At 70.6% G+C, this 21,408-nt stretch carries 22 protein-coding genes; 11 read left to right on the top strand and 11 right to left on the bottom strand.

Annotation, left to right across the window (positions count from 1 at the left end):
• Nucleotides 1-17 precede the first annotated feature (17 nt).
• The 6 genes from ACZ4VT_RS09820 to ACZ4VT_RS09795 all read left to right on the top strand — a co-directional run bounded on the left by ACZ4VT_RS09820 (nucleotide 18) and on the right by ACZ4VT_RS09795 (nucleotide 4,076).
• Nucleotides 18-323 carry a WXG100 family type VII secretion target gene (locus ACZ4VT_RS09820; protein ID WP_467948124.1) on the top strand — a complete coding sequence of 102 codons (306 nt, stop codon included), beginning with the start codon at nucleotides 18-20 and terminating at the stop codon, nucleotides 321-323.
• Nucleotides 323-2,155 (top strand): RNase A-like domain-containing protein, encoded by a 1,833-nt coding sequence (locus ACZ4VT_RS09815; RefSeq protein WP_467948122.1) that lies wholly within the window; start codon nucleotides 323-325, stop codon nucleotides 2,153-2,155. The genes ACZ4VT_RS09820 and ACZ4VT_RS09815 overlap by 1 nt, the downstream gene beginning before the upstream one ends.
• 8 nt (nucleotides 2,156-2,163) lie before the next feature.
• The gene (locus ACZ4VT_RS09810) at nucleotides 2,164-2,733 is read left to right on the top strand and encodes a hypothetical protein (protein ID WP_467948120.1); all 570 of its coding nucleotides are present in this window, start codon (nucleotides 2,164-2,166) and stop codon (nucleotides 2,731-2,733) included.
• Nucleotides 2,734-2,745: 12 nt separating this feature from the next.
• The gene (locus ACZ4VT_RS09805; protein ID WP_266483190.1) at nucleotides 2,746-3,045 is read left to right on the top strand and encodes an RNase A-like domain-containing protein; all 300 of its coding nucleotides are present in this window, start codon (nucleotides 2,746-2,748) and stop codon (nucleotides 3,043-3,045) included.
• A 12-nt stretch (nucleotides 3,046-3,057) separates the two neighbouring features.
• Complete coding sequence (locus ACZ4VT_RS09800) at nucleotides 3,058-3,714, top strand: contact-dependent growth inhibition system immunity protein (protein ID WP_467948118.1); 657 nt, start codon at nucleotides 3,058-3,060, stop codon at nucleotides 3,712-3,714.
• An 89-nt stretch (nucleotides 3,715-3,803) separates the two neighbouring features.
• Nucleotides 3,804-4,076: a DUF1876 domain-containing protein gene (locus ACZ4VT_RS09795; RefSeq protein WP_030721318.1), complete on the top strand. Its 273-nt coding sequence runs from the start codon at nucleotides 3,804-3,806 to the stop codon at nucleotides 4,074-4,076.
• Nucleotides 4,077-4,127: 51 nt separating this feature from the next.
• Here the strand turns inward: ACZ4VT_RS09795 and ACZ4VT_RS09790 are convergent, their stop codons facing one another.
• Entirely contained in the window at nucleotides 4,128-4,883 is a 756-nt protein-coding gene (locus ACZ4VT_RS09790) for an ABC transporter permease (protein ID WP_467948116.1), read from the bottom strand.
• Complete coding sequence (locus ACZ4VT_RS09785; protein WP_467948114.1) at nucleotides 4,880-5,815, bottom strand: ABC transporter ATP-binding protein; 936 nt, start codon at nucleotides 5,813-5,815, stop codon at nucleotides 4,880-4,882. Before ACZ4VT_RS09785 ends, ACZ4VT_RS09790 begins: the two co-directional genes overlap by 4 nt.
• A 111-nt stretch (nucleotides 5,816-5,926) precedes the next feature.
• Here ACZ4VT_RS09785 and ACZ4VT_RS09780 point away from each other — a divergent pair, with 111 nt between their 5' ends.
• Nucleotides 5,927-6,685, top strand: a complete 759-nt coding sequence (locus ACZ4VT_RS09780) for a TetR/AcrR family transcriptional regulator (RefSeq protein ID WP_467948112.1) — start codon at nucleotides 5,927-5,929, stop codon at nucleotides 6,683-6,685.
• 2 nt (nucleotides 6,686-6,687) lie between these two features.
• Here ACZ4VT_RS09780 and ACZ4VT_RS09775 read toward each other — a convergent pair whose 3' ends face one another.
• From ACZ4VT_RS09775 to ACZ4VT_RS09760, 4 genes are read right to left on the bottom strand one after another with little or no spacing between them, the layout of a single operon-like run.
• Complete coding sequence (locus ACZ4VT_RS09775) at nucleotides 6,688-7,461, bottom strand: alpha-ketoglutarate-dependent dioxygenase AlkB (protein WP_467948110.1); 774 nt, start codon at nucleotides 7,459-7,461, stop codon at nucleotides 6,688-6,690.
• Nucleotides 7,442-8,656 carry a hypothetical protein gene (locus tag ACZ4VT_RS09770; RefSeq protein ID WP_467948109.1) on the bottom strand — a complete coding sequence of 405 codons (1,215 nt, stop codon included), beginning with the start codon at nucleotides 8,654-8,656 and terminating at the stop codon, nucleotides 7,442-7,444. Before ACZ4VT_RS09770 ends, ACZ4VT_RS09775 begins: the two co-directional genes overlap by 20 nt.
• On the bottom strand, nucleotides 8,653-8,892 hold the full coding sequence (locus ACZ4VT_RS09765) for a DUF397 domain-containing protein (protein WP_467948107.1): 240 nt from the start codon (nucleotides 8,890-8,892) through the stop codon (nucleotides 8,653-8,655). Before ACZ4VT_RS09765 ends, ACZ4VT_RS09770 begins: the two co-directional genes overlap by 4 nt.
• Nucleotides 8,889-9,674 (bottom strand): helix-turn-helix domain-containing protein, encoded by a 786-nt coding sequence (locus ACZ4VT_RS09760; RefSeq protein ID WP_467948106.1) that lies wholly within the window; start codon nucleotides 9,672-9,674, stop codon nucleotides 8,889-8,891. Before ACZ4VT_RS09760 ends, ACZ4VT_RS09765 begins: the two co-directional genes overlap by 4 nt.
• A gap of 179 nt (nucleotides 9,675-9,853) precedes the next feature.
• Between ACZ4VT_RS09760 and ACZ4VT_RS09755 the strand changes: the two genes are divergently transcribed.
• Genes ACZ4VT_RS09755 through ACZ4VT_RS09745 form a run of 3 tightly spaced genes read left to right on the top strand, consistent with a single transcriptional unit; the run spans nucleotide 9,854 to nucleotide 13,038 of the window.
• The gene (locus ACZ4VT_RS09755) at nucleotides 9,854-10,225 is read left to right on the top strand and encodes an ATP-binding protein (RefSeq protein WP_467948104.1); all 372 of its coding nucleotides are present in this window, start codon (nucleotides 9,854-9,856) and stop codon (nucleotides 10,223-10,225) included.
• Between the two features lie 36 nt (nucleotides 10,226-10,261).
• Nucleotides 10,262-10,657 (top strand): hypothetical protein, encoded by a 396-nt coding sequence (locus tag ACZ4VT_RS09750; RefSeq protein ID WP_467948102.1) that lies wholly within the window; start codon nucleotides 10,262-10,264, stop codon nucleotides 10,655-10,657.
• Complete coding sequence (locus tag ACZ4VT_RS09745) at nucleotides 10,657-13,038, top strand: tetratricopeptide repeat protein (RefSeq protein ID WP_467948101.1); 2,382 nt, start codon at nucleotides 10,657-10,659, stop codon at nucleotides 13,036-13,038. Before ACZ4VT_RS09750 ends, ACZ4VT_RS09745 begins: the two co-directional genes overlap by 1 nt.
• Before the next feature lie 50 nt (nucleotides 13,039-13,088).
• On the opposite strand, the gene ACZ4VT_RS09740 is transcribed toward ACZ4VT_RS09745, so the two are convergent.
• The 4 genes from ACZ4VT_RS09740 to argS all read right to left on the bottom strand — a co-directional run bounded on the left by ACZ4VT_RS09740 (nucleotide 13,089) and on the right by argS (nucleotide 17,956).
• Nucleotides 13,089-13,886: a VOC family protein gene (locus tag ACZ4VT_RS09740; RefSeq protein WP_467948162.1), complete on the bottom strand. Its 798-nt coding sequence runs from the start codon at nucleotides 13,884-13,886 to the stop codon at nucleotides 13,089-13,091.
• 51 nt (nucleotides 13,887-13,937) lie between these two features.
• Complete coding sequence (locus ACZ4VT_RS09735) at nucleotides 13,938-14,432, bottom strand: DUF3995 domain-containing protein (protein WP_467948100.1); 495 nt, start codon at nucleotides 14,430-14,432, stop codon at nucleotides 13,938-13,940.
• A 101-nt stretch (nucleotides 14,433-14,533) separates the two neighbouring features.
• Complete coding sequence (locus ACZ4VT_RS09730) at nucleotides 14,534-16,027, bottom strand: hypothetical protein (protein WP_467948098.1); 1,494 nt, start codon at nucleotides 16,025-16,027, stop codon at nucleotides 14,534-14,536.
• 150 nt (nucleotides 16,028-16,177) lie between these two features.
• The gene (argS, locus tag ACZ4VT_RS09725) at nucleotides 16,178-17,956 is read right to left on the bottom strand and encodes an arginine--tRNA ligase (protein ID WP_467948096.1); all 1,779 of its coding nucleotides are present in this window, start codon (nucleotides 17,954-17,956) and stop codon (nucleotides 16,178-16,180) included.
• 182 nt (nucleotides 17,957-18,138) lie between these two features.
• Here argS and lysS point away from each other — a divergent pair, with 182 nt between their 5' ends.
• Nucleotides 18,139-19,875: a lysine--tRNA ligase gene (gene lysS, locus ACZ4VT_RS09720; RefSeq protein WP_362814171.1), complete on the top strand. Its 1,737-nt coding sequence runs from the start codon at nucleotides 18,139-18,141 to the stop codon at nucleotides 19,873-19,875.
• Nucleotides 19,876-19,949: 74 nt separating this feature from the next.
• Here the strand turns inward: lysS and ACZ4VT_RS09715 are convergent, their stop codons facing one another.
• Nucleotides 19,950-21,323, bottom strand: coding sequence for a DUF2637 domain-containing protein (locus ACZ4VT_RS09715; protein WP_467948095.1), 1,374 nt, complete (start codon nucleotides 21,321-21,323; stop codon nucleotides 19,950-19,952).
• Between the last annotated feature and the right edge of the window lie 85 nt (nucleotides 21,324-21,408).

Here is a 21,408-nt window from a genome sequence, read left to right as displayed (position 1 = left end):
CGAGGAACAGCAGCACCATGTCGGACGACGACCGGATAACTGTCGATTTCGCCACCCTGCAGCGCCTGTCGGGGGACTTGGAGGAGATCCTCAAGGACCTCAACGAGAAGCTGGAACTGCTGTACGAGCGCGCCAAGAAGGCCGTTCTGAGCTGGGACGGCGAGGCCCGGCAGGCCTTCATCGACGAGCTGGACAAATGGGATCGCTCGGCCCAGGACCTCAAGGCAGCCCAGGCCTGGCTGCACGAGGTCGTGGTCAAGGGTCACCTCAACTACGCCGCGGCGAACAAGTCCGTGCTGCAGGGCTGGGGAGGCGGCGCCTGATGGCCGGACCCACCCCGGGCCCGCCGAGTTCCGGCCCGGCGCAGCCGCCCGCCGCGGCCGGCGGCGGCACCATCGACGTCAAGCCGTCGAGCCTGTGGACCGTCTCCGGGCAGGTCGCCAAGCAGCAGGACGGCATGATGCGGGGCGCGAACACGCTCCTGACGGAGCTGAAGGAGTTCCCGGACGCCGGCGGCGCGGGCGACGAGGCCCAGAAGTTCGCGGAGGCCTACAAGAAGATAGGCAACCGCTGGCTGGAGGTGTGGGGCAAGAGCGTGGTCAGCGTCGGCGGCGTCGCCGTCGGTTTCACCGAGACCGCCAACGCCTACACCAAGGCCGATGCCGCGGCCCACCCCAAGCCCGGCACGACTCCGGAGCAGCGCCCCCTGCCCACGGTCATCGACAAGGACCCCAAGTTCGACAGCGTTCCCGACATCAAGTGGGGTGACGACGACGGCGGCGACGACCTGCTCCGGGGTGCGATGGAGGGCATACCGGAGATGATCCGGGACGTCCTGCAGCCCGTCGCGAAGAACATCTTCCGTGTCGGCAAGGTGGCGGACGTTCACCCCTTCCCGCAGCAGCACTACCTCAACTCGCACTGCCACAGCTGGATGAACGTCTCGACCGTCGTCATGGGCACGGCGGACGGCCTCACGAGGATCATCGGCACGATCACCAACCACCAGAAGGCCGACTGGGAAGCCGCCATGCGGACCTTCTGCAGCGCGCTGTGGGGTGCGACGGACTGGGGCCAGTCCGGTCCGACCCGGCACGGCTACCAGTGGGGGCACACCACCGGTCCGCACGGGGCGAGGGTGGCCACGGGCAGCGAGCCGGTGATGAGCGTGCTCAACGACGTGGCGATCAAGATCAGCGACTGTCTGCGCGAGTACGCGGAAGCCGCGGTCGAGCTGAACCACGACGTCTTCGAAGAGCTCAAGCGCGCCATGAAGAAGGCCGCCATGAGCATCATCGACGACCTGGAGAAGGCCAAGGACAAGCCCAGCCTCAAGAACATCGTCGGCGCCGTCACCAGCGTGGCCAGCGGGGCCGGCGGGCTCACCGGACTCTTGCTGAAGTTCGACGTCAACACGGTCCTGAAGCTCGACAAGGCCAAGCTCAACCGGATCGTGGACAAGTACACCGGCATCGTGGACGGCCTCACCACGCGCATGAACGCGCTTGAGGGCGTCCTGGACGAAGCGCACCGGAGCGCCCCGAAGTTCGAGGCCGGCGTCGCCCGCGCCCACGGCTTCGGCGCCCGCTCGCTCAACGACTTCAAGCACGAGCAGCAGTGGACCGTTCCGGGCCCGAACGGCAACGTGGCCTTCGACCTCGCGGCCAACGAGTACCTCGGCGGCGGCCACACCCTGGACAAGCACGTGGGCAAGACCGACGAGCAGCTCGCGCAGCGCCTGCGCGACCAGTCCCAGCATGCCGCCACGTGGCCCGAGAACAGCAGGCCCACCATCGGCGGTTCGTCGAGCTTCAAGACGATCGGGGACGCGCAGCGGCTCACCGAGCAGAACCTGCGGCTGACGCAGTCCGAGATCGACGCCTGGCTCGCCTCCAACCCGCAGGACGGCCAGAACAAGGCCTTCGTGAGCAAGACGCCCAACGGCGAGGCCAGCGGCAGCTACGTCTCCAAGCAGCCCACGCCCCACCAGGACGGGTCCGCGGGCACCATCCCCGGGACGGGCTACAAGGACCACGGCCTCAACGCGAAGGCGATCGACGTCAACTACGTCAAGACCGTCCTCAAGTACGATTCCAGCCTCGATCCCCCCTACATCATCTACACGTCGATGCCCGCGCCCAGACCGACCCCGTAGGGACCCTGATGAACGCCCCCGACAGCACCACCTGGGAAGCCGCGCTGCTGCGGCTTCTGGAGGACGTCTTCACCTTTGTCAGGAGCGGTCCCCGGTCGCACGAGGACTGGGCCGAGGACGTCCGCGCCGTCATGGAGCGGTCGGTCGCCGACCCGCGGGGCTGGTGCGCCCTGGACCCGGAGACGTTCAAGGAGGGGTGGAAGGCCGGCTTCCCCTCCTACCCGTTCCGGGCGATGACCGCCGAGGAGCTGCGCGCCGGGCTCCGGCCGATCACGGCCGGCGCCGCCGTCGAGCTGCTCGCCTCGCTCGCGCAGGAGTGGTTCTTCGAGGGGTCCCCGGTCCGGTCCCGGGAGGACCGGGACGCGGTGCTCGCGGACGCCCGGACCGTACTGGACCGGTTCGGCCCCGACGCCGCGTTCTGGACCTCCTCCGACCTCGCCCGCGGCTCCGACGCGCCCGACTTCCTGGCGCGGGACCTCGAAGGCGGCCACCCCTTCACCGACTACATGATGGACCTCGGCCTGATCGCGGTGTCGGCGGACGAGGTCGGCGTCTTCTGGTCGTTCAACGCGAATTGAGACAATGATCCGATGCTGACCCGATCCGCCACCTACCCCGACCGGGAGACCGCCCAGTGGGCCACCCAGCAGGTGGTGACCGCCAACGAGCAGGTCATCCACCGCTGGCTCGCCCAGGGAACGCGGGCCCGCCTCACCCTTGAGGCCGCCTGGCCGTCCCGTGAGGAGCCCGTCGGCCGGGTGCAGCTGGAGGCGATGCTGCTCGCCGGCCAGGGCCCCGTCGACGTCCGCGCCGCCCGCGTCGTCCTGCGCCGTGAGCCCGCCAGCCCGTACGGATTCGTCGTCCTGACGACCGTCCCGTTCTACCCGTAGAGGCGACCGACCGTGTCCATGAAGCCCCTCGAACACGACCGGCGCTACGGCGAGCTCGACCAGGTGCTGCGCGCCTACCTCGGCCAGAGCGCCGACGACACAGCCGAGAAGCGCAGCCGTGCGCTGGACGCCTACCTGCGCCACACCTGGCACACCCGCCCCTGGGCCATCGCGGAGGCGGAGCGCCAGCTGCGCGAGTACGGCCGCAACCCCCCTGGGCGCCTGCGGATCGACCTCGGCGAGTTCTACGCCGTCCCCGACGTCGGGATCCCGCAGTCCGCGATCGGTGACTGGCTCTTCGTGCTCGCCGACCACCTCAAGCAGAGCATCGAGGACGGGGAGGTGCCGCCGCCGGCGAACCCGCAGACCCACTGGGAGTGGCACGCGCGGTTCCCGGAGACGGCGCAGCTGCTGGGCGGCTGGTTCTCGCAGGACATCGTCGACGAGTTCCCCGACCACGAGGCGGCGGTCGCGGACTACGCCGCCACCACCGACCCGCAGATCGTCGCCCGCCTCGTGGGTGAGCTGCACGAACTGATCGCGCTCCCGCTGGACGAGGGCGACTACGCCCTGGCCGCCGCCGAGCTCGGCATGGAGGTCAACCCGCCCGAGCCGTTCTCGTACGGAGCGTGGTTCCAGGCGGTGGCGACGACCCTGGCCGGCGGCTGACCGCCCGGAGCCCGCGGGCTCCCGGCTCGCGCCGCCCCTCCCGCGGGCGCACCCTGGAGGGAAGGGTGACCCCCTGGAGGTGATGCACCATGGCCACGCTCGTCGGGTGGCATGTGGAGCTCGAATTCACCGAGGAGGGCCACCGCACCAGTGCGGCGGCCCTGGTCAGACTCGGGGACGGCTCCGAGATCAAGGCGCGGGGCTACGCCCTGCGCCACCCCTCCGACCCGGAGCAGCTGAGGGTCGGGGAAGAGATCGCGGGTGCTCGCGCGCTCATGGATCTCGCGTCGCAGATGCTGCAGAAGGCCCACGCCGAGATCGACGAGGCGACGGGCCGGCATTCCTACCCGCTCAATGGCTGAGCGGGTCCGCGCCGTCGGCGTGCCGAGGGGCTTCTCCTGGTGAGGAGCCCCTCAGCGCGTCCTGCTGCGGAACAGCACCGAGGACAGGGTCACGGCCACCGCGGTGATGCCCGCGCACCAGCTCAGGGCCACCCACGGCGCGTCCCCCGCGGGCTGTGCCAGGAGCAGGGCGCGCAGGGATTCGATCACGGGGGTCAGCGGCTGGTGGTCGGCGAAGCCGTGCAGCCAGCCCGGCATGGTGTCGATGGGGACGAAGGCGCTGGACGGGTACGGCAGGAACATCATCAGGAAGGTGAAGCCGCCTGCGGCCTCCGGGGACTTGGCGAGCAGGCCGAGTGCGGCGGCCAGCCACGAGATCGCCGTGATGTACGCCAGCAGCAGGCCGGCCGCGGCGAGGAAGGCGGCCGGGCCCGCCTGGGGCCGGAAGCCGATCGCGAGGGCCACGGCGAGGACCAGGGTGGTGGAGAGCAGGTTGCGCAGGACCGAGGCGCTGACGTGCCCGGCGAGGATCGGGATGCCGCCGATGTCGAGGGAGCGGAAGCGGTCGATGACGCCGTTGCGCATGTCGTCGGCGACGCTGACGGCGGTGCTCGCCGCGCCGAAGCCCGCGCACAGCAGCATGGCGCCGGGGACCACGTACGTCACGTACGCCGTCCCGGTGTCGATGGCCCCGCCGAAGAAGTAGACGAAGATCAGCATCAGCATGACGGGCAGCATCAGGGCGGTGATCAGCGCGTCGGGCTGCCGGCTGCTGATGCGCAGGCTGCGGCCGGCCAGGGCGAGGGCGCTCGTGGGCATGGCGGTCATCGGTCGGCTCCCGTCAGGGTGAGGAACACGTCGTCGAGGGTGGCGCTGCGGACGGTGAAGCGGTCCACGGTGGTGCGGTCCGGGTCGAGTTCGTCGAGCAGGGCGCGGACGTGGGCGGCGGTGCCGTCGGTGGGCAGGCCGAGGGTGAGGCCGTCGGGGTCGAGGTGGACGGCGCGCGGGGCGAGGGCCTCGTAGGCGGCGCCGGTGGCGAGGGTCAGGTCCAGGCGGTGTCCGGCGACGCGCGCCTTGAGTTCGGCCGGGGTGCCCTCGGCGGCGATGCGGCCGCCGGAGAGGACGGCGACGCGGTCGGCGAGCCGGTCGGCCTCCTCCAGGTACTGGGTGGTCAGCAGCACGGTGGTGCCGTCGGCGCGCAGTTCCCGTACGAGGTCCCACAGGTCCTGGCGGCTGCGCGGGTCGAGGCCGTTGGTCGGCTCGTCCAGGAAGAGGACCTCGGGGCGGGAGACGAGGCTCGCGGCGAGGTCGAGGCGCCGTCGCATGCCGCCCGAGTACGTCTTCGCGGTGCGGCCGGCGGCCTCGGTGAGGCCGAAGCGGGCGAGGAGCTCCTCGGCGCGGGTGCGGGCGGCGCGCGGGGAGAGCCCGGCGAGCCGGCCCATCATGCGCAGGGTCTCGGCGGCGGTCAGGAGCTCGTCGAGGGCGGAGAACTGGCCGGCGAGCGAGATGAGTTCGCGGACGCGGGTGCGTGCGGTGACGGTGTCGTGTCCGGCGACGCGGGCGGTTCCGGCGTCGGCGGCGGTGAGGGTGGCCAGGATCCGGACGGTGGTGGTCTTTCCGGCGCCGTTGGGACCGAGGAGGGCGAGGACGCTGCCGCGCGGGACGGCGAGGTCGATGCCGTCGAGGACGCGGAGGTCGCCGTAGGCCTTGGTCAGGCCGGTGGCGTGGATGCCGAGCTCCCCGGAGGCGTGCGTGGTCATGGGGATGTGCTCCCTTCCCAGCTGCTGTTTCTGCTTCTGCGTATGCCTTACGCTCTTCTGTGTAAGTAATACACAGAACTAGGATGGGGGTCAATCGAGGAGCGGGCGGTCATGGCGGACGAGGACAACGGGACAGGGCTCCCGGCGAGCCTGGAAATGGCCTGGGGCTTGCGCGAACGCCCCGGCAAGGGGCCGCGCCCCACGCTCACGCTGCCGAGGATCGTGGAGGCGGCGGTGGCGCTGGCCGCCGCCGAGGGGGTGGACGCCGTCTCCATGGGCCGCGTGGCCAAAGAACTGGGCGTCTCGACGATGTCCCTCTACCGCTACGTCGCCGCGAAGGAGGAGCTCTACGTCCTCATGTCGGACGCGGGGGTCGGCACCCCGCCGCCGCTGCCGCCCGAGGCGCGGGGGTGGGGCTGGCGCGAACTGCTCACGGACTGGGCGTACGCGCAGCGGGCCGTCCTGATGGCCAACTCCTGGATCCTGCGCATCCCGATCACCGCCGCGCCCGTCTCCCCGAACCAGCTGGCCTGGATGGACCGGGGACTCGGCGCCATGGCCGGCACGGGTCTGGCGGAGAGCGAGAAGCTCTCGACGATCATCCTGATCGGGGGCCTGGTGCGGAACGAGGCCACGATGGCCGCCGACATGATGGACGCCATCGTGAAGTCAGGGGTCGCCCCGGACCAGGCGCTCGGCCAGTACGTCCGCACGCTGCGGCTCATGACCGGACCGGACAGCCACCCCGCGGTGACGGGGCTGCTGGACTCGGACGCGTTCTCCGGCTCCGGCGAGCCGGACTTCCAGTTCCGCTTCGGCCTGGACCGCATCCTGGACGGCCTGGCGGCCCTGATGGCCAGCCGCCCTTGACGTCAGACGGGCGGCAGCAGATCGCTCTCGCTGACGGTGTACGTCAGCGGGGGATAGACGAAGTCCGTTTCATCGTTCTCGCGGCGCCGTAGGCGGTAGAACTCGCGCCTCTGCTCGTCGTCGGCCGATGTGAGGCGCGCGCCCTGCGGGAGGTACGCATGCCCGTCGCGAAACCGGACGAAGGTCTTCGACGTCCGGAACGTCACGCCCAGCCATTGGTTGTCCACGGTAGGGGCGGCCGTGTCCAGCACGATCTTGTGCTTGAACCGCCGATTCGACGCGACGGAGAACGCGACCACGCTGTTGTGGGCGAGGGGGATCTCGAAGGCGTCGGCACCGGACCCCTTTGATTCGCATACCAGCTTCCGTGGCGGACCCGCTTCAGGACGCCGGTAGCAGGAGAAAACGGCGATGAAGGAACCTTCGGCCAGATCCAGGGCTTGGTCGCAATGGCTGCCCATCGTTCTGTACGCGTTCGTGTAGCTCTCGATGAGAGCGTTGTTGAAGCCGACCGGGATCGCCGCATGTTCCTGGATCTGCTGCGCCAGCCGTTCATGCACCGCGCGGAAACGCTGCGCAGGGCCGCTGTATTGGGTGGTGGTGCGGACGAGAGCCACACCCTCCGCCTCGTCGGCCCTGGTGAGCACGGCACCTTGCCGGCCCTTTCCCACGTCTTCCAGACGAGCCGACGCGGACAGTTCCGCGAAGAGATCCGGCGCGGCCGCCAGCGAGTGCGAGACGAACTCGTCCGAGATCCTAGGCGCGGGGGGCAACATAGTCTCCGGTGTTCATGCTGAAGAGGAATGCGTCGCCGTAGTCGATGAAGGACGAGGTCCTGTTCTCCTCGGCGTACAGCCTGCGCAGCTCGTCCATGCCCTCGGGTGTGGGCGGCCCCAGCTTCACCAGATCCCCGGCCGCTTTGAGGAAGGTCTGGCCGTTCCTGTGCACGGCCTCGGCGCTCGAACAGCGCACCACGTACCCCAGGCGGGTCGGCAGGTTCTCGGCGTCCAGCGTCGAGGGCCGGATTTCGTGCGTGTACAGACGGTTGGTGGAGAGCGGCATGAAGAACACCGAGCCGGGATAGAGCGTCAGCTCGAACTGCGGCGGGAGCGCGACCCCGTCGCGTTCCTCGATCGGCTCCTTGAGGCGAAAGCGCAGTCTGGTCAGCCCGCTGGCACGCTTCACGCCGTAGTCGAAGGCGTCTTCGGCCAGGGGCCGCAGCTTTTCGAGCCCGTCATAGAAGGTGCAGAAGGCCATGACGCCGTTGACGGGCATGTCCTTGGTCTTGTCGGCATGGGCCGATATCTTGGCCTTGGACTGCTTGCGCTCCGCCGTGGCGAGGGTGTTGTGGTAGATCTGCGCGAGGACGTGATTCAGCGGGGCCTGACCCCGGAAGACGGTGGCGGCCTCGCGATTCAGCGCCTCGACGATGCGGGTGTCGGTCGCGCGAAAGCCCTCGGTCGGCCCCGAGAGATTCGTGGAGCACCGCAGCAGGCGAAAATGCAGTTCGTCGCCGCTCTGCTCGACAGGCGTCAGATAGATTCCGCTGCGATGGGCTGTTCCCGGCTTGGTGGACTCCGTCAGGGACTGGAAGGCGTGCTCCGCGCGGATCCGTCCGAAGTCATCGGCGTCGAGGTCGAAGAACCGGCGGTAGAACACGCCGGCGCCGTGTACCCGGACGGGAACTCGGCCGACATCGACGAGGGTCCAAGGTCTGTCGGCGTCCTCGCCGTAACCGTGCGACAGCTCCCGGACGACGAAAACCCGCTCCGCCGTGTTGAGTTGGCTGCGGTGGATTTTGGCTACGTCGCCACACAGGTAGACGGTCTTCCGCGCGAGGTCGGTCGACCCGGAGGCGAGGTCCTCCGGTGTGATCACGGACCCGAAGAAGTCCCTGACCAGGTCGTTGTCCTGCGACGTGGAAGGCGCGAGCAGTATGTTGCTCGCCTCATCGAGGCAGGCTTCCGTCATCGAGCCAGCCAGCCGGTCAGCGCCGCCCAGCTCGCCGGCGCCAGGTCCAGGACGGGGCCGTCCTGGACCTTCGAGTCCCTGACGTGGACCTGGCTCGCGCCCTGGGCGACCTCTACGCACTGGTCGCCGTCGGGGCTGCTGTAGCTGGACTTGTGCCAGGCCAGGGCGACTTCCACGCAGGCGTCGCCGTCGCCGCCACTGTAGATGGACTTGAACCACTTCAGTTCGGTGCTCATAGCTCTCCTAGCATGCGGTCCAGCAGGCCCTTTGTCTCAAGAGGGTTGAGGGCCTGGGTTCGCAGCATGGCATACCGCTGGGCCAGGATGCTGACGTCATCGGGGTCGGTGACGAGCTTGCTGCCACGCTGACCTTCGAAGTAGCCGCGGTGCACATGTTCAGGTGTTTCCAGCATGGTGAATGAGCCGGAAAGGGCCGGATGATACGTCTGGCCGAGCGGCAGAATCTGCATGGTGACGTGGGGAAGCTCCATGCAGGCCAGCAGGTTACGTACCTGCTCGGCCCAGATTGCGTCGCCGCCGATCCTGTCGCGGAGTCCCGTTTCCGAGATCACGAAAGAGACGCTCGGCGGGTGTTGCTGATGCAGCATCTGCACCCGGGAGAGTCGCCGGACGATCAGCGCCTCGATCTCCTCTGGGAGGAATGCCGGTACGCGGCAGCGGAAGAGAGCCCGCATGTAGTTCTCGGTCTGGAGGACTCCCGGAACGACCATGCTCTCGTACCAGTTGATGGCAATGGCCTGCCTTTCGAGATCCATGTACTCCTCCGACCAGGGAGGGCTCGCATCCCGCTCAGGCATCTCGAGCGCCGCCACGGTCAGCAGGCCCGGCAGGCCCAGGTGTAGGTCCATCAGCTCGGCGACGTTCGGCATCAGCGCGCGGCGGCCCTGCTCGATCGATGCGATGGTCTCCGCATCCAGCCGGACGAGCTCTCCGAGCTGCTTCTGGGTCAGGTTCTTGGCGATGCGGGCGGCGGCCACCATCGCGCCGACCATCTTCATGGTCGTCGCGTTCGGCCGTACTCGTTTCCTCGGTGGCATGACAGCGAACTCCCCGCCTGCGTGCATGGATTACCCCGTGCGGACCCGTACTCATCAAGGAGTACGGGTCGGCGCTCAGCCACACGCTAGTCACGCAACGCGACGATCGTCCCGTGAATCCAACTATTCAGGCGGCGCTCATGCGCGAGCGTCTGTACCTCCGCTCACCCCGATCCGTCGCAGCTGCACGGCACTTCACACGTGACACCTTGCGGGCGTGGGGGGCCACCGACCGCCTCGACGACATGTTGCTCTGTGTGAGCGAGCTGGCGACCAACGCGCTGCGGTACGGGGTCCCGCGCGGCCGCGGCTACCTGCTGCGGCTGTTCGGCTTCGAGGACGGGACCGTCCGCGTCGAGGTGCACGACAGTGGGCCCGGGTTCTCCCGGATCACCGGGCGGCCGCACGGGCACGGGCTCACGCTCGTCGCCGCGCTCTCCGACGACTGGGGGGTGCTGGCGCGGACGCCCGGGAAGGTCGTCTGGTGCGAGTTCCGCGGGGGTGCCTGCTAGCTTCGGATGCTCGGAAGACGCATCAAGGGGGGGCCAGTGTCACGTCCGTTGCGGTGGGCTGTCGTCATCGGGGGCACGGCGATCGTGTTCCTGCTCAGCTTCAAGCTGGGCCAGGCGGACCCCTTCGGCTGGTTGCCGGACAAGGACTCGGACAAGGTGGCGGCCGCCGCCGGCTTCGCCGGGGCCATGGCGGCGGCCTTCGGGCTGGCCGGGGCCTGGTGGGCCGGCAACGGGTCGGGCGCCGCCGGTGCCGGGCAGACCGTCGTGCGGCAGCGGGCCCGCGCCTCGGGGACGGGTCAGATCACCCAGTCCGGTGGCAGCCCCGCTCCCGGTCTGTTGGACCAGCGGGCTCGGGCCGACGACGGCGCCCGCGTGCAGCAGACCGCCGGCGATGGGTCCGCACCCAGCGCCACCACCCCGCCCACCCCCTAGTGGGCAACGAGCAGTGGGCCCGCGCCGACGGGGACGCGCGGATCACCCAGGTCGCCGGCGACCACATCACCTACGCGGCCGGCGCCGGCCCCGCACCGCGGGCGCTGCTCGGCCTGCCCGATGCGCCCGCCGCCCTGGTCGGGCGCGACGGGCCGGTCAAGGAACTGCTGGGCCTACTCGCGGAGGGCGGCCCTCCGGTCGTCGTGGTGGCCGGGCTGGCCGGCGTCGGCAAGAGCGCGCTGGCGGTGTCCACGGCCCACCGGGCCGTGGAACTGGGCTGGTTCGGCGACCGCGTGTTCTTCCTGTCGCTGCGCGGCTACGCCCCCGACGGCGGGGTGAGCGGGCCGCAGGCGGTCCAGGAGATGCTGCGCCACCTGGGGGTCCGCGACACGGACATGCCGGAGTCGCCGGAGGGCCGGGTCGCGCTGTACCGGGCGCGGCTGGCGGCCTTCGCCCAGGCCGGGCAGCGCGTGCTGATCGTGGCCGACGACGCGGGTGCGGTCGGGCAGGTGCGCGACCTCGTACCGGCCGCCGAAGCGCACCGGCTGCTGGTGACCTCGCGGCACCGGCTCGTGGCGCCCGGGTTCGCGGGGCGGGTGCTCCCGCTGGACGAGCTGGCGGAGGGTCCGGCGGCCGAGCTCCTCGCGGACGCGGTGCTGCGTGCGTGGCCGGACGATCCCCGGCCCGCACGGGAGCCCGAGGCACTCGCCGGGATCGCCCGGCGGTGCGGACGGCTGCCGCTGGCCCTCGCGGTGGCGGGGGCGGTGCTGGCGGGCGACCCCGGACTGTCCGCGGGGGAGCTGGCGCAGCGGCTGGCCGAAGCCCGGAGCCGGCTGGAGGCGCTGACCTTCGACGAGGGCGGCGTACCGGTGGGGGTGCGGGCCGCGTTCGACCTCTCGTACGCGCGGCTGCCCGCCGACCAGGCGCGGATCTTCCGGCTGCTGACGGTGAACCCCGGCCCGGACTGCCGCACCGAGTACGCCGGCCATCTCACCGGCGAGGGCGAGGACGTGCGGCCCAAGCTGGCCGCGCTCGTACGGGCCAGCCTGCTGACCGAGCAGCCGGTGGGCTCGGGGCGGTGGCGGATGCACGACCTGCTGCGGCTGTACGCGCTGGAGCGGGGGGAGGAGTGCGCGGAGGAGGACGGGCGGGAGGAGGCGACGGACGCCTTCTTGGCCGACCTGGTCTTGAGCACCGGCGTGGCGCAGGAGCTCCTGGGAGTGAACAGTCCGGGCAGCAGTGGGCCGGGACTGCCTTCCGTGGCGCAGGCGCTGGACTGGCTCGACACGGAGCGGCCGATGCTGGTTGCCGCCGTGGGCTTCGCAGCCGACTCCGGTCGGGTGGACACCGCTGTGAAACTGGCCGGCCTCCTGTCTCCCTACTTCCAGCTCTACGGGCATACGCAAGAAAACCTGCTGATGGCGCGCCACGTACTCGCGGCCGTGCGCACGACGGGCAGGCCCGACGGCCTGGCCGTCGCGGTCTGCGACCTCGGCAGCGCACTGTGCCAGGCGGACGACGGGGAGGCCACCGAGCGGCTGACGGAGGCCCTCGCCCTGTTCCGCGAGGCCTCTGACAGGGAGGGGGAGGGCAGGGCGCTGACCCTGTTGGGCACCTCGTACGCTGCCGCGCGCCGTTTAGAGGAGGCACGGCAAGCTCACCAGCGAGCGTTGGAGATTTACCGCGAGGTGGGGTTCCTGCACGCGGAAGCCGCGGTGCTGCTGGCGCTGGGCAGCGACCTCCAGCACCTGGGACGGCTGGATGAGGCGATCGCCATGCACCGGCAGTCTCTCGCCCTCATGCGGGAGCTGGGCGACAGGCACCGCGAGGTCATCGTGCTGGACGCACTCGGTGAGGCGCTCTGGGCGGCGGGACGGGGCGAGGAGTGCCTGGTCGTATGGGAAGAGGCACTCGTCATCGTGCGGGATCTGGGCTACCGGACCCGCATGGCGTGGATCCTGAACCGGATCGGACTATCGCTTTTGTCCACGGGTTCGTCGCACGAGGTGCGGGCCCGTTTCGAGGAGGCGCTGAGCCTCTTCACCGCAGGGGGAGACCGGGACGGCGAAGGCGTGGTGATGATCAACCTCGGCGTGCTGCACCAGCGGGAGGGGCGGTGGACGCAGGCGTTGGAGGCGCACGAGCGGGCCTGCGCGCTCTTGGACGCTGTGGAGGACCAGGCCGCTGCGGTGCGGGCACTGGCCGGGACCCTGGGCGGTCTGGGCCGCTTTGCGGAGGCGGCGGAGGGTTTCGAGCGGGCCGCGGCGGGCTTCGCCGCGGTCGGCGACGCGGAGCGGGAGGCCAAGTGCAGGCAGGAGGCCGCGGGCATGCGCGAGGCGGCCCGGCGGCCCCGTCGCTGGTGGCACCGGTTCACGAGGTGAGGGGGCGCACGGGGAGCGTGTCCCCGTGCGCCGGGTCGCATCAGGTCACCTCAGCCGGTCTGCTCCGGGGCGGTCGCCGTGATCACCGAGAAGACGCCGCCCTGGGGGTCGGCGAGGACGGCCATCCGGCCCGCCACCATGTCGAAGGCCGGGGCCATGACGCTGCCCCCGGCCCGTACGGCGGCGGCCTGGATCTCGTCGACGCTGTCCACGTGGAAGTACGGCATCCAGTGCGGCGGCACCCCCGCCGGCAGCTTCGCCAGGTCCATCATTCCGCCGACCGCGCGGTCACCCACCTTGAACTCGGTGTAGTCCCCGGCGTCCGGCATCGTGGACCGGGCCGTGGTGACGGGGAGGATCGCGGTGTAGAAGGCGGCCGCGGCGGGGACGTCGCCGGTGTTCAGCTCGTTCCAGATGAGGGCGCCGTGTTCGTTGACGATGCCGGCGCCGTCGAAGGTGCCGGCCTGCCACAGGCCGACGGCGGCGCCGGTGGGGTCGGTGATCACGGCCATCCGGCCGAGGTCCATGACGTCCATCGCGCCCATCATCACCGAGCCGCCGGCGTCGGTGACCGACTTGAGGGTGGAGTCGAGGGAATCGGTGGCCAGGTACGTGGTCCACGCGGTCGGCGGCATCGGGTCCGGGACGGTGCCGTCCGGGTTGCTCGCCTTCATGATGCCGGCGACCGGCTTGCCCTTGAGGGTGCAGACGGAGTAGCCGCCCTGTTCGGCCGGGCCGATCTCACCCTGCCAGCCGAAGAGGTTCTTGTAGAAGTCGAGGGCGGCCTGCTGGTCGGGGACCATCAGGTCGATCCAGCAGGGGGTTCCGGGCTTGTAGGGGCCGTTCATGTCGGGCACGGAGGCCTCCGGTGGTCGGGTGGGGGAAGGACGGGCCGTCCCCTACCCGGGGTGCACGGACGCAATCGGGCCGTTCGGGTGAATGGCGGGTGTGCGTGCGAGGCGGGCGGCCGCCCAGCCGAAGACCAGGCAAGCGGGCGTGTACAGCGCGAGGTTGAGGAAGTGGAAGGGGCTGCCGGCCGGGCTGTCGAGGAGTCCGGCGGCCCAGCCGAGGCCCGCGAGGCCCCGTACGGCCAGTCCGGTGGCGACGGCGGCGGTGACGGCCCGCGTGATGCGGCCGCCGCGGCCGCGGGAGTGGGCCAGGACCGCGGTGGCGCCCGCCAGGGTCACGGCGGCCAGCGGCAGCACCACTTGGGGCCCGAAGGAGGTCTCCAGGCCGAGGACGGCCAGGGACAGCGCCCGCTCGTCGGCGGCGGGCCAGGTCGCGCCGGTGGCCCAGTACAGGTGCAGCAGTCCGTCGGCGGCGAGGAGGGCGGCGACGGCGTTTCCGGCGCGGCGCCGGGAGGTGGTCACGGTCTCGGTCTCTGTCTCGGTCACGGTCACGGTCTTCATGCCTCGAAAGAGGGGGCCCACAGGGAGAACATTCCCCGTGGGCCCCGTCACACGGCCGAGGTGTCGGCCGGAGCCGAGCGGTCGGCTCAGGCGGTGGCGCGGCGGCGGCGGCCGGTGCCCGCGACCAGGGCGGCGCCCATGGCGAGGGCCAGGCCCGCGCCGCCGAGGGCCCAGGTGGTGGCCGCGTCGGCGCCGGTGGCGGCGAGTTCGCCGCCGGTGTGGCCGGTGGTGTCGTCGGCGATCGGCTTCGCGCCGCCGTTCGGGTTGGGCTGGTTGCCGTTCCCGCCGGTGGCCGGGTCGGCGGCGACGATCTTCGTCAGGCGGGCCTTGGAGTACGAAGTCGCCCACGGGGTGGGCGTCTCCGGGCCGACCTGGGACGAGCCCCAGGAGGAGATGCGCAGGTCGCCGAGCGGCGCGTCGGCCGTCAGGCGGATGCGGACCTGGATGTCGAAGCTCTGGCCGTCCGCGACGGGGCCGCCCGCGAGGTCGACCCCGAGGAACACGCCCTCCTCCTCGGACCGGATCTCGGCCTCGTGCCAGCCGGCCTTGCCGTTCTTGTCCTTGCTCAGGACCTCGACCTTGACCTGCGAGCCCTTCATCGGGACCCAGTCCGGCCGGGCCAGGACCAGGCCGACGTTGAAGCCGTCCAGGGCCTTCTTGCCGGAGTTGTCGACGCGGACGGACAGGTTGGTCCAGTCGCCGCCGGCCTTGACGGTCTCCGGTACGCCGTTCACCGCGAGCGCGGGGCCGTCGACGAACGGGTCCTCTTCGCCGTCCTCGGCGCCTTCGATCTTGGCGTCGTACCAGCTGCTGGGGCCGTACTTCCAGCCGTCGGCGCTGATGCTCACGGCGTCGGAGGCCATGTCGAAGTTGATGCGCGGGGCGTCCGCGGTGAAGCGGATGCGCACGTCGATGTCGTAGCTCGCGCCGCGGTCGAGGGTGCCGACGGTGCCGATGAAGTAGTCGCTCATGCTGGTGGCGTCGGTTTCGTGGTCGAGCGCCGTGGCGGGCCACCAGTAGCTGCTGCCGTCCGTGCGGACGATGCGCGACTCGATCTCGTAGTGGCCGGCCTTCAGCTTGCCGCCGGCCTTGTCGACCGAGAGGCGGGGCTGGAGCCCGTTGACCCAGTCGCCGCCCGAGTTGTCGACCGACACCTTCAGCTGGGTCCAGTCGCCGCCCGGCTTGAAGCCGGTCTTCGGGATGCCCGCGACGGTGACGTCGGGGCCCATCATGATGCCGTCGGAATCGGCGTGCTGCTTGTCCGCGGCGGGCTTGGCGTCCTTCGCGGGCTGCTCGGCGGGCGCCGGAGCCGGGGTGGTCGGCGCGGGCGTGTCGACGACGGGCGCCGGCTTCTCAGCGACGGGCGCGGGCTTCTCGGCGACGGGCTTCTCCGCGTCGGGAGTGCCGGCCACGGGCGTGGTCGGCGCACCGGCGTCGGCGGTGGCGTCGTCCTTCGGCGCCACGTCAGGAACGATCACGGCCGGCTGGTCGGCGGCCATCGCGGGCGTGGCGGTCAGGATGGTCGGTCCGGCCACGGCGACCGCGGCGACCGCGGCCATGCGCTTGATGTTCTTCTTCATTTATTTCCCCCCACACATATCTTTTGAACATGATCAGATTAGTGGGGTCGGCGTGAAAGTTGATGGCTTAAACATCACGAAAGGCCAACGACCCCGGCAGCGGCTGCCGGGGTCGTGGGCTTTTGGCGTGTTCTGTCCGGAGTCCGGATGTCAGAGCTTCTCGGGCGTCCGGATCCCGAGGAGGGACATGCCCTTGGTGAGCGTGCGGGCCGTCAGGTCACACAGGAACAGCCGGTTCTCGCCGACGACGAGCTCGGGCTCGGGCTTCACGACAGGGCACTGCTCGTAGAACGTCGCGAACAGCGAGGACAGCTGGTAGAGGTACGCCGCCACCTTGTGCGGGGCGTGCTCCGCGGCCGCCTCGGCGATGAGCTCGCCGAAGTGGTCCAGGTGCAGGCCCAGCGCGCGCTCGGCCGGCGCCAGCCCCAGCTCCGGGTGCGCCACCGGCTTGCGATCGCCCGCCTCGCCCGCCTTGCGCAGGATCGACTTGATCCGCGCGTACGCGTACTGCAGGTACACGGACGTGTCACCGGTCAGCGAGACCATCTGGTCCAGGTCGAACTTGTAGTCGCGCGAGGCCGAGGTGGAGAGGTCGGCGTACTTGACCGCGCCGATGCCCACGTACTGGCCGTTCTCGACGATCTCCGCCTCGGTCAGGCCGACCTTCTCGGCCTTCTCCCGCACGACGGCCGTCGCCCGCTCCACGGCCTCGTCCAGCAGGTCCACCAGCCGGACCGTCTCGCCCTCACGGGTCTTGAACGGCTTGCCGTCCTTGCCGAGGACCGTGCCGAAGGCCAGCTGCACGGCCTTGACCTCGTCGTTCAGCCAGCCCGCGCGGCGGGCCGTCTCGAAGACCATCTTGAAGTGCAGGGACTGCCGCACGTCGACCACGTAGATCAGTTCGGTCGCGCCCAGGTTGCCCACGCGGTCGCGGATCGCCGAGAGGTCGGTCGCCGCGTAGCCGAAGCCGCCGTCGGACTTCTGGACGATCAGCGGGGTCGGGTTGCCGTCCGGGCCCTTGACGTCGTCGAAGAACACGCAGAGCGCGCCGTTGGAGCGGACGGCGACGCCCGACTCCTCCAGCAGCTTGCAGGTCTCCACCAGCATGGAGTTGTATCCGGACTCGCCGACCACGTCGGGGTCCTGGATGTCCATGTCCAGCTTGTTGAAGACGGAGTAGAAGTAGATCTTCGACTCGTCCACGAACCGCTGCCACAGCGCGAGGGTCTCCGGCTCGCCCGCCTGGAGGTCCACCACCCGGGCCCGGGCCCGGGTCTTGAACTCCTCGTCGGAGTCGAAGAGGCCGCGCGAGGCCTTGTAGAGGCGGTTGAGGTTGGACATGGCCTCCTCGCCGGAGACCTCCTCGCCGGACTTGTGGTCCAGCTCGTGCGGGTGCTCCAGCAGGTACTGGATGAGCATGCCGAACTGGGTGCCCCAGTCGCCGATGTGGTGACGACGGACCACCTTCTCGCCCGTGAACTCCAGGATCTCCACCATCGCCGCGCCGATCACGGCGGACCGCAGGTGCCCGACGTGCATCTCCTTCGCCACGTTCGGCTGCGCGTAGTCGATCACCGTGGTGCCCGGGTTCGCCGTGAGCGGGACGCCGAGGCGGTCGTCGAGCGCACGCGCCGCCAGGGTCTCGACGATCGCCTTGTCGGTGATGGTGATGTTGAGGAAGCCCGGGCCCGAGACCTCGATCTCCTGGATCAGGTCACCGGTCGGGATGCCCTCGACCACGGTCGTCGCCAGCTCGCGCGGGTTGGCCTTCGCCTTCTTCGCGAGCGCCAGGATGCCGTTGGCCTGGAAGTCGGCCCGGTCGCTTCGTCGCAGCAGCGGGTCCGCGCCACCGGCCTCCGGCAGGGCGGAGGCAAGGGCGTCGGCGACGCGCTGGTTGACGGACGAAGCGAGCGAAGGGACCGAGGCCATGAGCTGCCGTTCCTGTGAGGTTCTGTACTTGGGTCTGTACTTGGGTCTTCCGACAAGTGCCGAGTATCCCACGCGGGCGCGATCCGTATCGCGGGATATCACTGGGCGGAAGCAACCCCGGAGCGGCCCGTTCCGTCTGGGAGAATGGCTGACAGCCAGCATTCGAGATAGAAGGACGTGTCGTGGCTCAGAGCGCCCAGAGCAGCACCGAGACCGACTGGGTCTCCCGTTTCGCGGACGAGGTCATCGCCGAGGCGGAGCGCCGAGCCCCGGGCAAAGCCATCGTCGTCGCGTCCGGACTCTCCCCCTCCGGCCCCATCCACCTGGGCAACCTCCGCGAGGTCATGACCCCGCACCTGGTCGCGGACGAGATCCGCCGCCGGGGCATCGAGGTCCGCCACCTCATCTCCTGGGACGACTACGACCGGTACCGGAAGGTCCCGGCCGGCGTGCCCGGCATCGACGAGTCGTGGGCCCAGCACATCGGGCGCCCGCTGACCGCCGTGCCCGCCCCGGCCGGCTCCGCGTACCCGAACTGGGCCGAGCACTTCAAGGCCGTCTTCGTCGAGGCCCTCGCCGAGATGGGCGTCGAGTACGACCCGATCAGCCAGACCGAGCAGTACACCACCGGCGTCTACCGCGAGCAGGTCCTGTTCGCGATGAAGCACCGCGGCGACATCGACGCCGTCCTCGACCAGTACCGCACCAAGCAGAAGCCGGGCGGCAAGAAGCCCCAGCAGAAGCAGGTCGACGAAGCAGAGCTGGAGGCCGCCGAGGGCTCCGGCGCGGCCGCCGAGGACGACGGCAGCACCGGCGAGGGCGGCTACTTCCCGTACAAGCCGTACTGCGGCGAATGCGGCAAGGACTTCACCAAGGTCACCTCGTACGACGACGAGACCACCGAGATGACCTACGTCTGCACCGAGGACGAGTTCACCGAGACGGTCAAGCTCAGCGAGTTCAACCGCGGCAAGCTCGTCTGGAAGGTCGACTGGCCCATGCGCTGGGCCTACGAGGGCGTCATCTTCGAGCCCTCCGGCGTCGACCACTCCTCGCCCGGCTCGTCCTTCCAGGTCGGCGGCCAGATCGTGCACATCTTCGGCGGCGAGCAGCCGATCGGACCGATGTACGCCTTCGTCGGCATCAGCGGCATGGCCAAGATGTCCTCCAGCAAGGGCGGGGTCCCCACCCCGGCCGACGCGCTGAAGATCATGGAGCCGCAGCTGCTGCGCTGGCTGTACGCGCGCCGCCGCCCCAACCAGTCCTTCAAGATCGCCTTCGACCAGGAGATCCAGCGGCTCTACGACGAGTGGGACAAGCTGGAGGCCAAGGTCGCCGACGGCTCCGTCCTGCCCGCCGACGCCGCCGCGCACACCCGCGCCGTGCGCACCGCCGCCGCCGAGCTGCCGCGCACCCCGCGCCCGCTCCCGTACCGGACGCTCGCGTCCGTCGTCGACATCACCGCCGGCCACGACGAGCAGACCCTGCGCATCCTGACGGACCTCGACCCGTCGCAGCCGCTCACCTCCCTCGACGAGGTACGGCCGCGCCTGGACCGCGCCGAGAACTGGATCACCACCCAGGTCCCGGCCGACCAGCGCACCCTCGTACGCGAGGAAGCCGACACCGAGCTGCTGTCGTCCCTGGACGACGAGGGCCGCGAGTCGCTGCGCCTGCTCCTGGAGGGCCTGGACTCGCACTGGTCCCTCGACGGGCTGACCACGCTCGTCTACGGCGTCCCGAAGGTCATGGCCGGGCTGGAGCCCGACGCCAAGCCGACGCCCGAGCTCAAGGTCGCGCAGCGGACGTTCTTCGCGCTGCTCTACCGGCTCCTCGTGACCCGGGAGACCGGGCCGCGACTGCCCACGCTGCTGCTGGCGGTGGGCGCGGACCGGGTGCGCAAGCTGCTCGCCGTCTGAGCCCGCGGGACCATGCGGAAGGGCCCGCACCCTTCGGGGTGCGGGCCCTTCCGCATGGTTCCTGTCCGTGGCCGTCAGGCGATGTGCTCGGCCTCGCGGTCCTTGTTGTAGCGCAGCTTGAACGCCGGGATCATCCGGCGCAGCAGGGAACCACTGCGCGGATGGGTCACGCCGTAGCCGTCCGAGAGGTGTATGTCGAGCGCCTCGGCCGACGGGTAGTCCTGCTTCTCGTCGGACAGCGCGCAGAACACCTTGTACGCGACCTCGGCGAACTCGGCCTCGTCGGGCGTCTCCGGGCCTTCCTCCGGGGCCTGCTGCGCCTGGGCGGGCTGGGCACCCTGCGGGCCCTGTGCCGCCTGCGCGCCCTGGGGGAGGCCCTCCTGGCGGGGCGCCGGGATCGGGAGGTCCCGCTGCACCGGCTGCTGCTCCTCCGGCCCCATCGGAGGCAGCACCGGAGTCGGCTCCAGCCCCTCGACGTACTGCGGGTTGTAGCCGCCCTCGTACGCCGCCTGCGGCGCCTTCGGCGCGGCGAACCACGCGCTGTTGTGCGCCGCCGGCATGGCAGTCGGCTCCACCGCGAACGGCGGCGGGCCGTGCACGACCGCGGGCGGCCCCGGCACCCCGCCCTGCGCCTCGGCGGCCTGCCGGGCCTGCTCCGCCTGCTCCGACGGCTGGGCCGGCCCCGCCGCGGCCGCCGCGGCCACCAGCGCCGGAGCGCCGGCCGCCGCACCCTGCTGATCCAGCGGGGGCAGCACCGCGGGCTCGATGCCCGTCATCGCCAGCGCCTCCGGAGCCGTCTCCTTGAGGGGCACGCCGATCCGGGCCAGCTTCAGCGGCATCAGCGCCTCCACCGGCGCCTTCCGCCGCCAGGAGCGCCCGTACCGGGCCTGCAGCCGGGCCTGGTAGATCAGCCGGTCCTGCTCCATGCCGACCGCCTGCTCGTAGGAGCGCAGCTCCCACAGCTTCATCCGGCGCCACAGCTTGAACGTGGGTATCGGCGACAGCAGCCACCGCGTGATGCGCACGCCCTCCATGTGCCGGTCCGCGGTGATGTCCGCGATCCGGCCCACCGCGTGCCGGGCGGCCTCCACCGTCACCACGAACAGGATCGGGATCACGGCGTGCATGCCGACACCCAGCGGATCGGGCCAGGAGGCCGCCCCGTTGAAGGCGATGGTGGCCGCGGTCAGCAGCCAGGCCGTCTGACGCAGCAGCGGGAAGGGGATCCGGAGCCACGTCAGCAGCAGGTCCAGCGCGAGCAGCACACAGATGCCCGCGTCGATGCCGATCGGGAACACCAGCGAGAAGCTGCCGAAGCCTTTCTGCTCGGCGAGGGTGCGCACCGCGGCGTACGAGCCCGCGAAGCCGATCCCCGCGATGACCACGGCTCCCGCGACCACGACGCCGATGAGTATCCGGTGCGTACGAGTCAGCTGCATCGCGGCCACCCGCGATCCCCTCCCCTTGTCGAGCACATACCGAGCGCTGAAGTGCTTACCGAGCCTTTACCAAGCTGCGGCAGGCACAGCGTAC

This window comes from Streptomyces sp. NPDC029164, assembly GCF_055563995.1.
Note: the sequence above shows the minus strand (reverse complement) of the source record. Positions and strands in the feature narration are given on the sequence as shown.

Bases quoted from the DNA above. Each gene is read 5' to 3' on its own strand.
- ACZ4VT_RS09820 (WP_467948124.1), top strand. From the start codon at position 18: ATGTCGGACGACGACCGGATAACTGTCGATTTCGCCACCCTGCAGCGC.
- ACZ4VT_RS09815 (WP_467948122.1), top strand. From the start codon at position 323: ATGGCCGGACCCACCCCGGGCCCGCCGAGTTCCGGCCCGGCGCAGCCG.
- ACZ4VT_RS09810 (WP_467948120.1), top strand. From the start codon at position 2,164: ATGAACGCCCCCGACAGCACCACCTGGGAAGCCGCGCTGCTGCGGCTT.
- ACZ4VT_RS09805 (WP_266483190.1), top strand. From the start codon at position 2,746: ATGCTGACCCGATCCGCCACCTACCCCGACCGGGAGACCGCCCAGTGG.
- ACZ4VT_RS09795 (WP_030721318.1), top strand. From the start codon at position 3,804: ATGGCCACGCTCGTCGGGTGGCATGTGGAGCTCGAATTCACCGAGGAG.
- ACZ4VT_RS09790 (WP_467948116.1), bottom strand. From the start codon at position 4,883: ATGACCGCCATGCCCACGAGCGCCCTCGCCCTGGCCGGCCGCAGCCTG.
- ACZ4VT_RS09785 (WP_467948114.1), bottom strand. From the start codon at position 5,815: ATGACCACGCACGCCTCCGGGGAGCTCGGCATCCACGCCACCGGCCTG.
- ACZ4VT_RS09780 (WP_467948112.1), top strand. From the start codon at position 5,927: ATGGCGGACGAGGACAACGGGACAGGGCTCCCGGCGAGCCTGGAAATG.
- ACZ4VT_RS09775 (WP_467948110.1), bottom strand. From the start codon at position 7,461: ATGTTGCCCCCCGCGCCTAGGATCTCGGACGAGTTCGTCTCGCACTCG.
- ACZ4VT_RS09770 (WP_467948109.1), bottom strand. From the start codon at position 8,656: ATGACGGAAGCCTGCCTCGATGAGGCGAGCAACATACTGCTCGCGCCT.
- ACZ4VT_RS09765 (WP_467948107.1), bottom strand. From the start codon at position 8,892: ATGAGCACCGAACTGAAGTGGTTCAAGTCCATCTACAGTGGCGGCGAC.
- ACZ4VT_RS09760 (WP_467948106.1), bottom strand. From the start codon at position 9,674: ATGAAGATGGTCGGCGCGATGGTGGCCGCCGCCCGCATCGCCAAGAAC.
- ACZ4VT_RS09755 (WP_467948104.1), top strand. From the start codon at position 9,854: ATGCGCGAGCGTCTGTACCTCCGCTCACCCCGATCCGTCGCAGCTGCA.
- ACZ4VT_RS09740 (WP_467948162.1), bottom strand. From the start codon at position 13,886: ATGAACGGCCCCTACAAGCCCGGAACCCCCTGCTGGATCGACCTGATG.
- ACZ4VT_RS09730 (WP_467948098.1), bottom strand. From the start codon at position 16,027: ATGAAGAAGAACATCAAGCGCATGGCCGCGGTCGCCGCGGTCGCCGTG.
- argS (WP_467948096.1), bottom strand. From the start codon at position 17,956: ATGGCCTCGGTCCCTTCGCTCGCTTCGTCCGTCAACCAGCGCGTCGCC.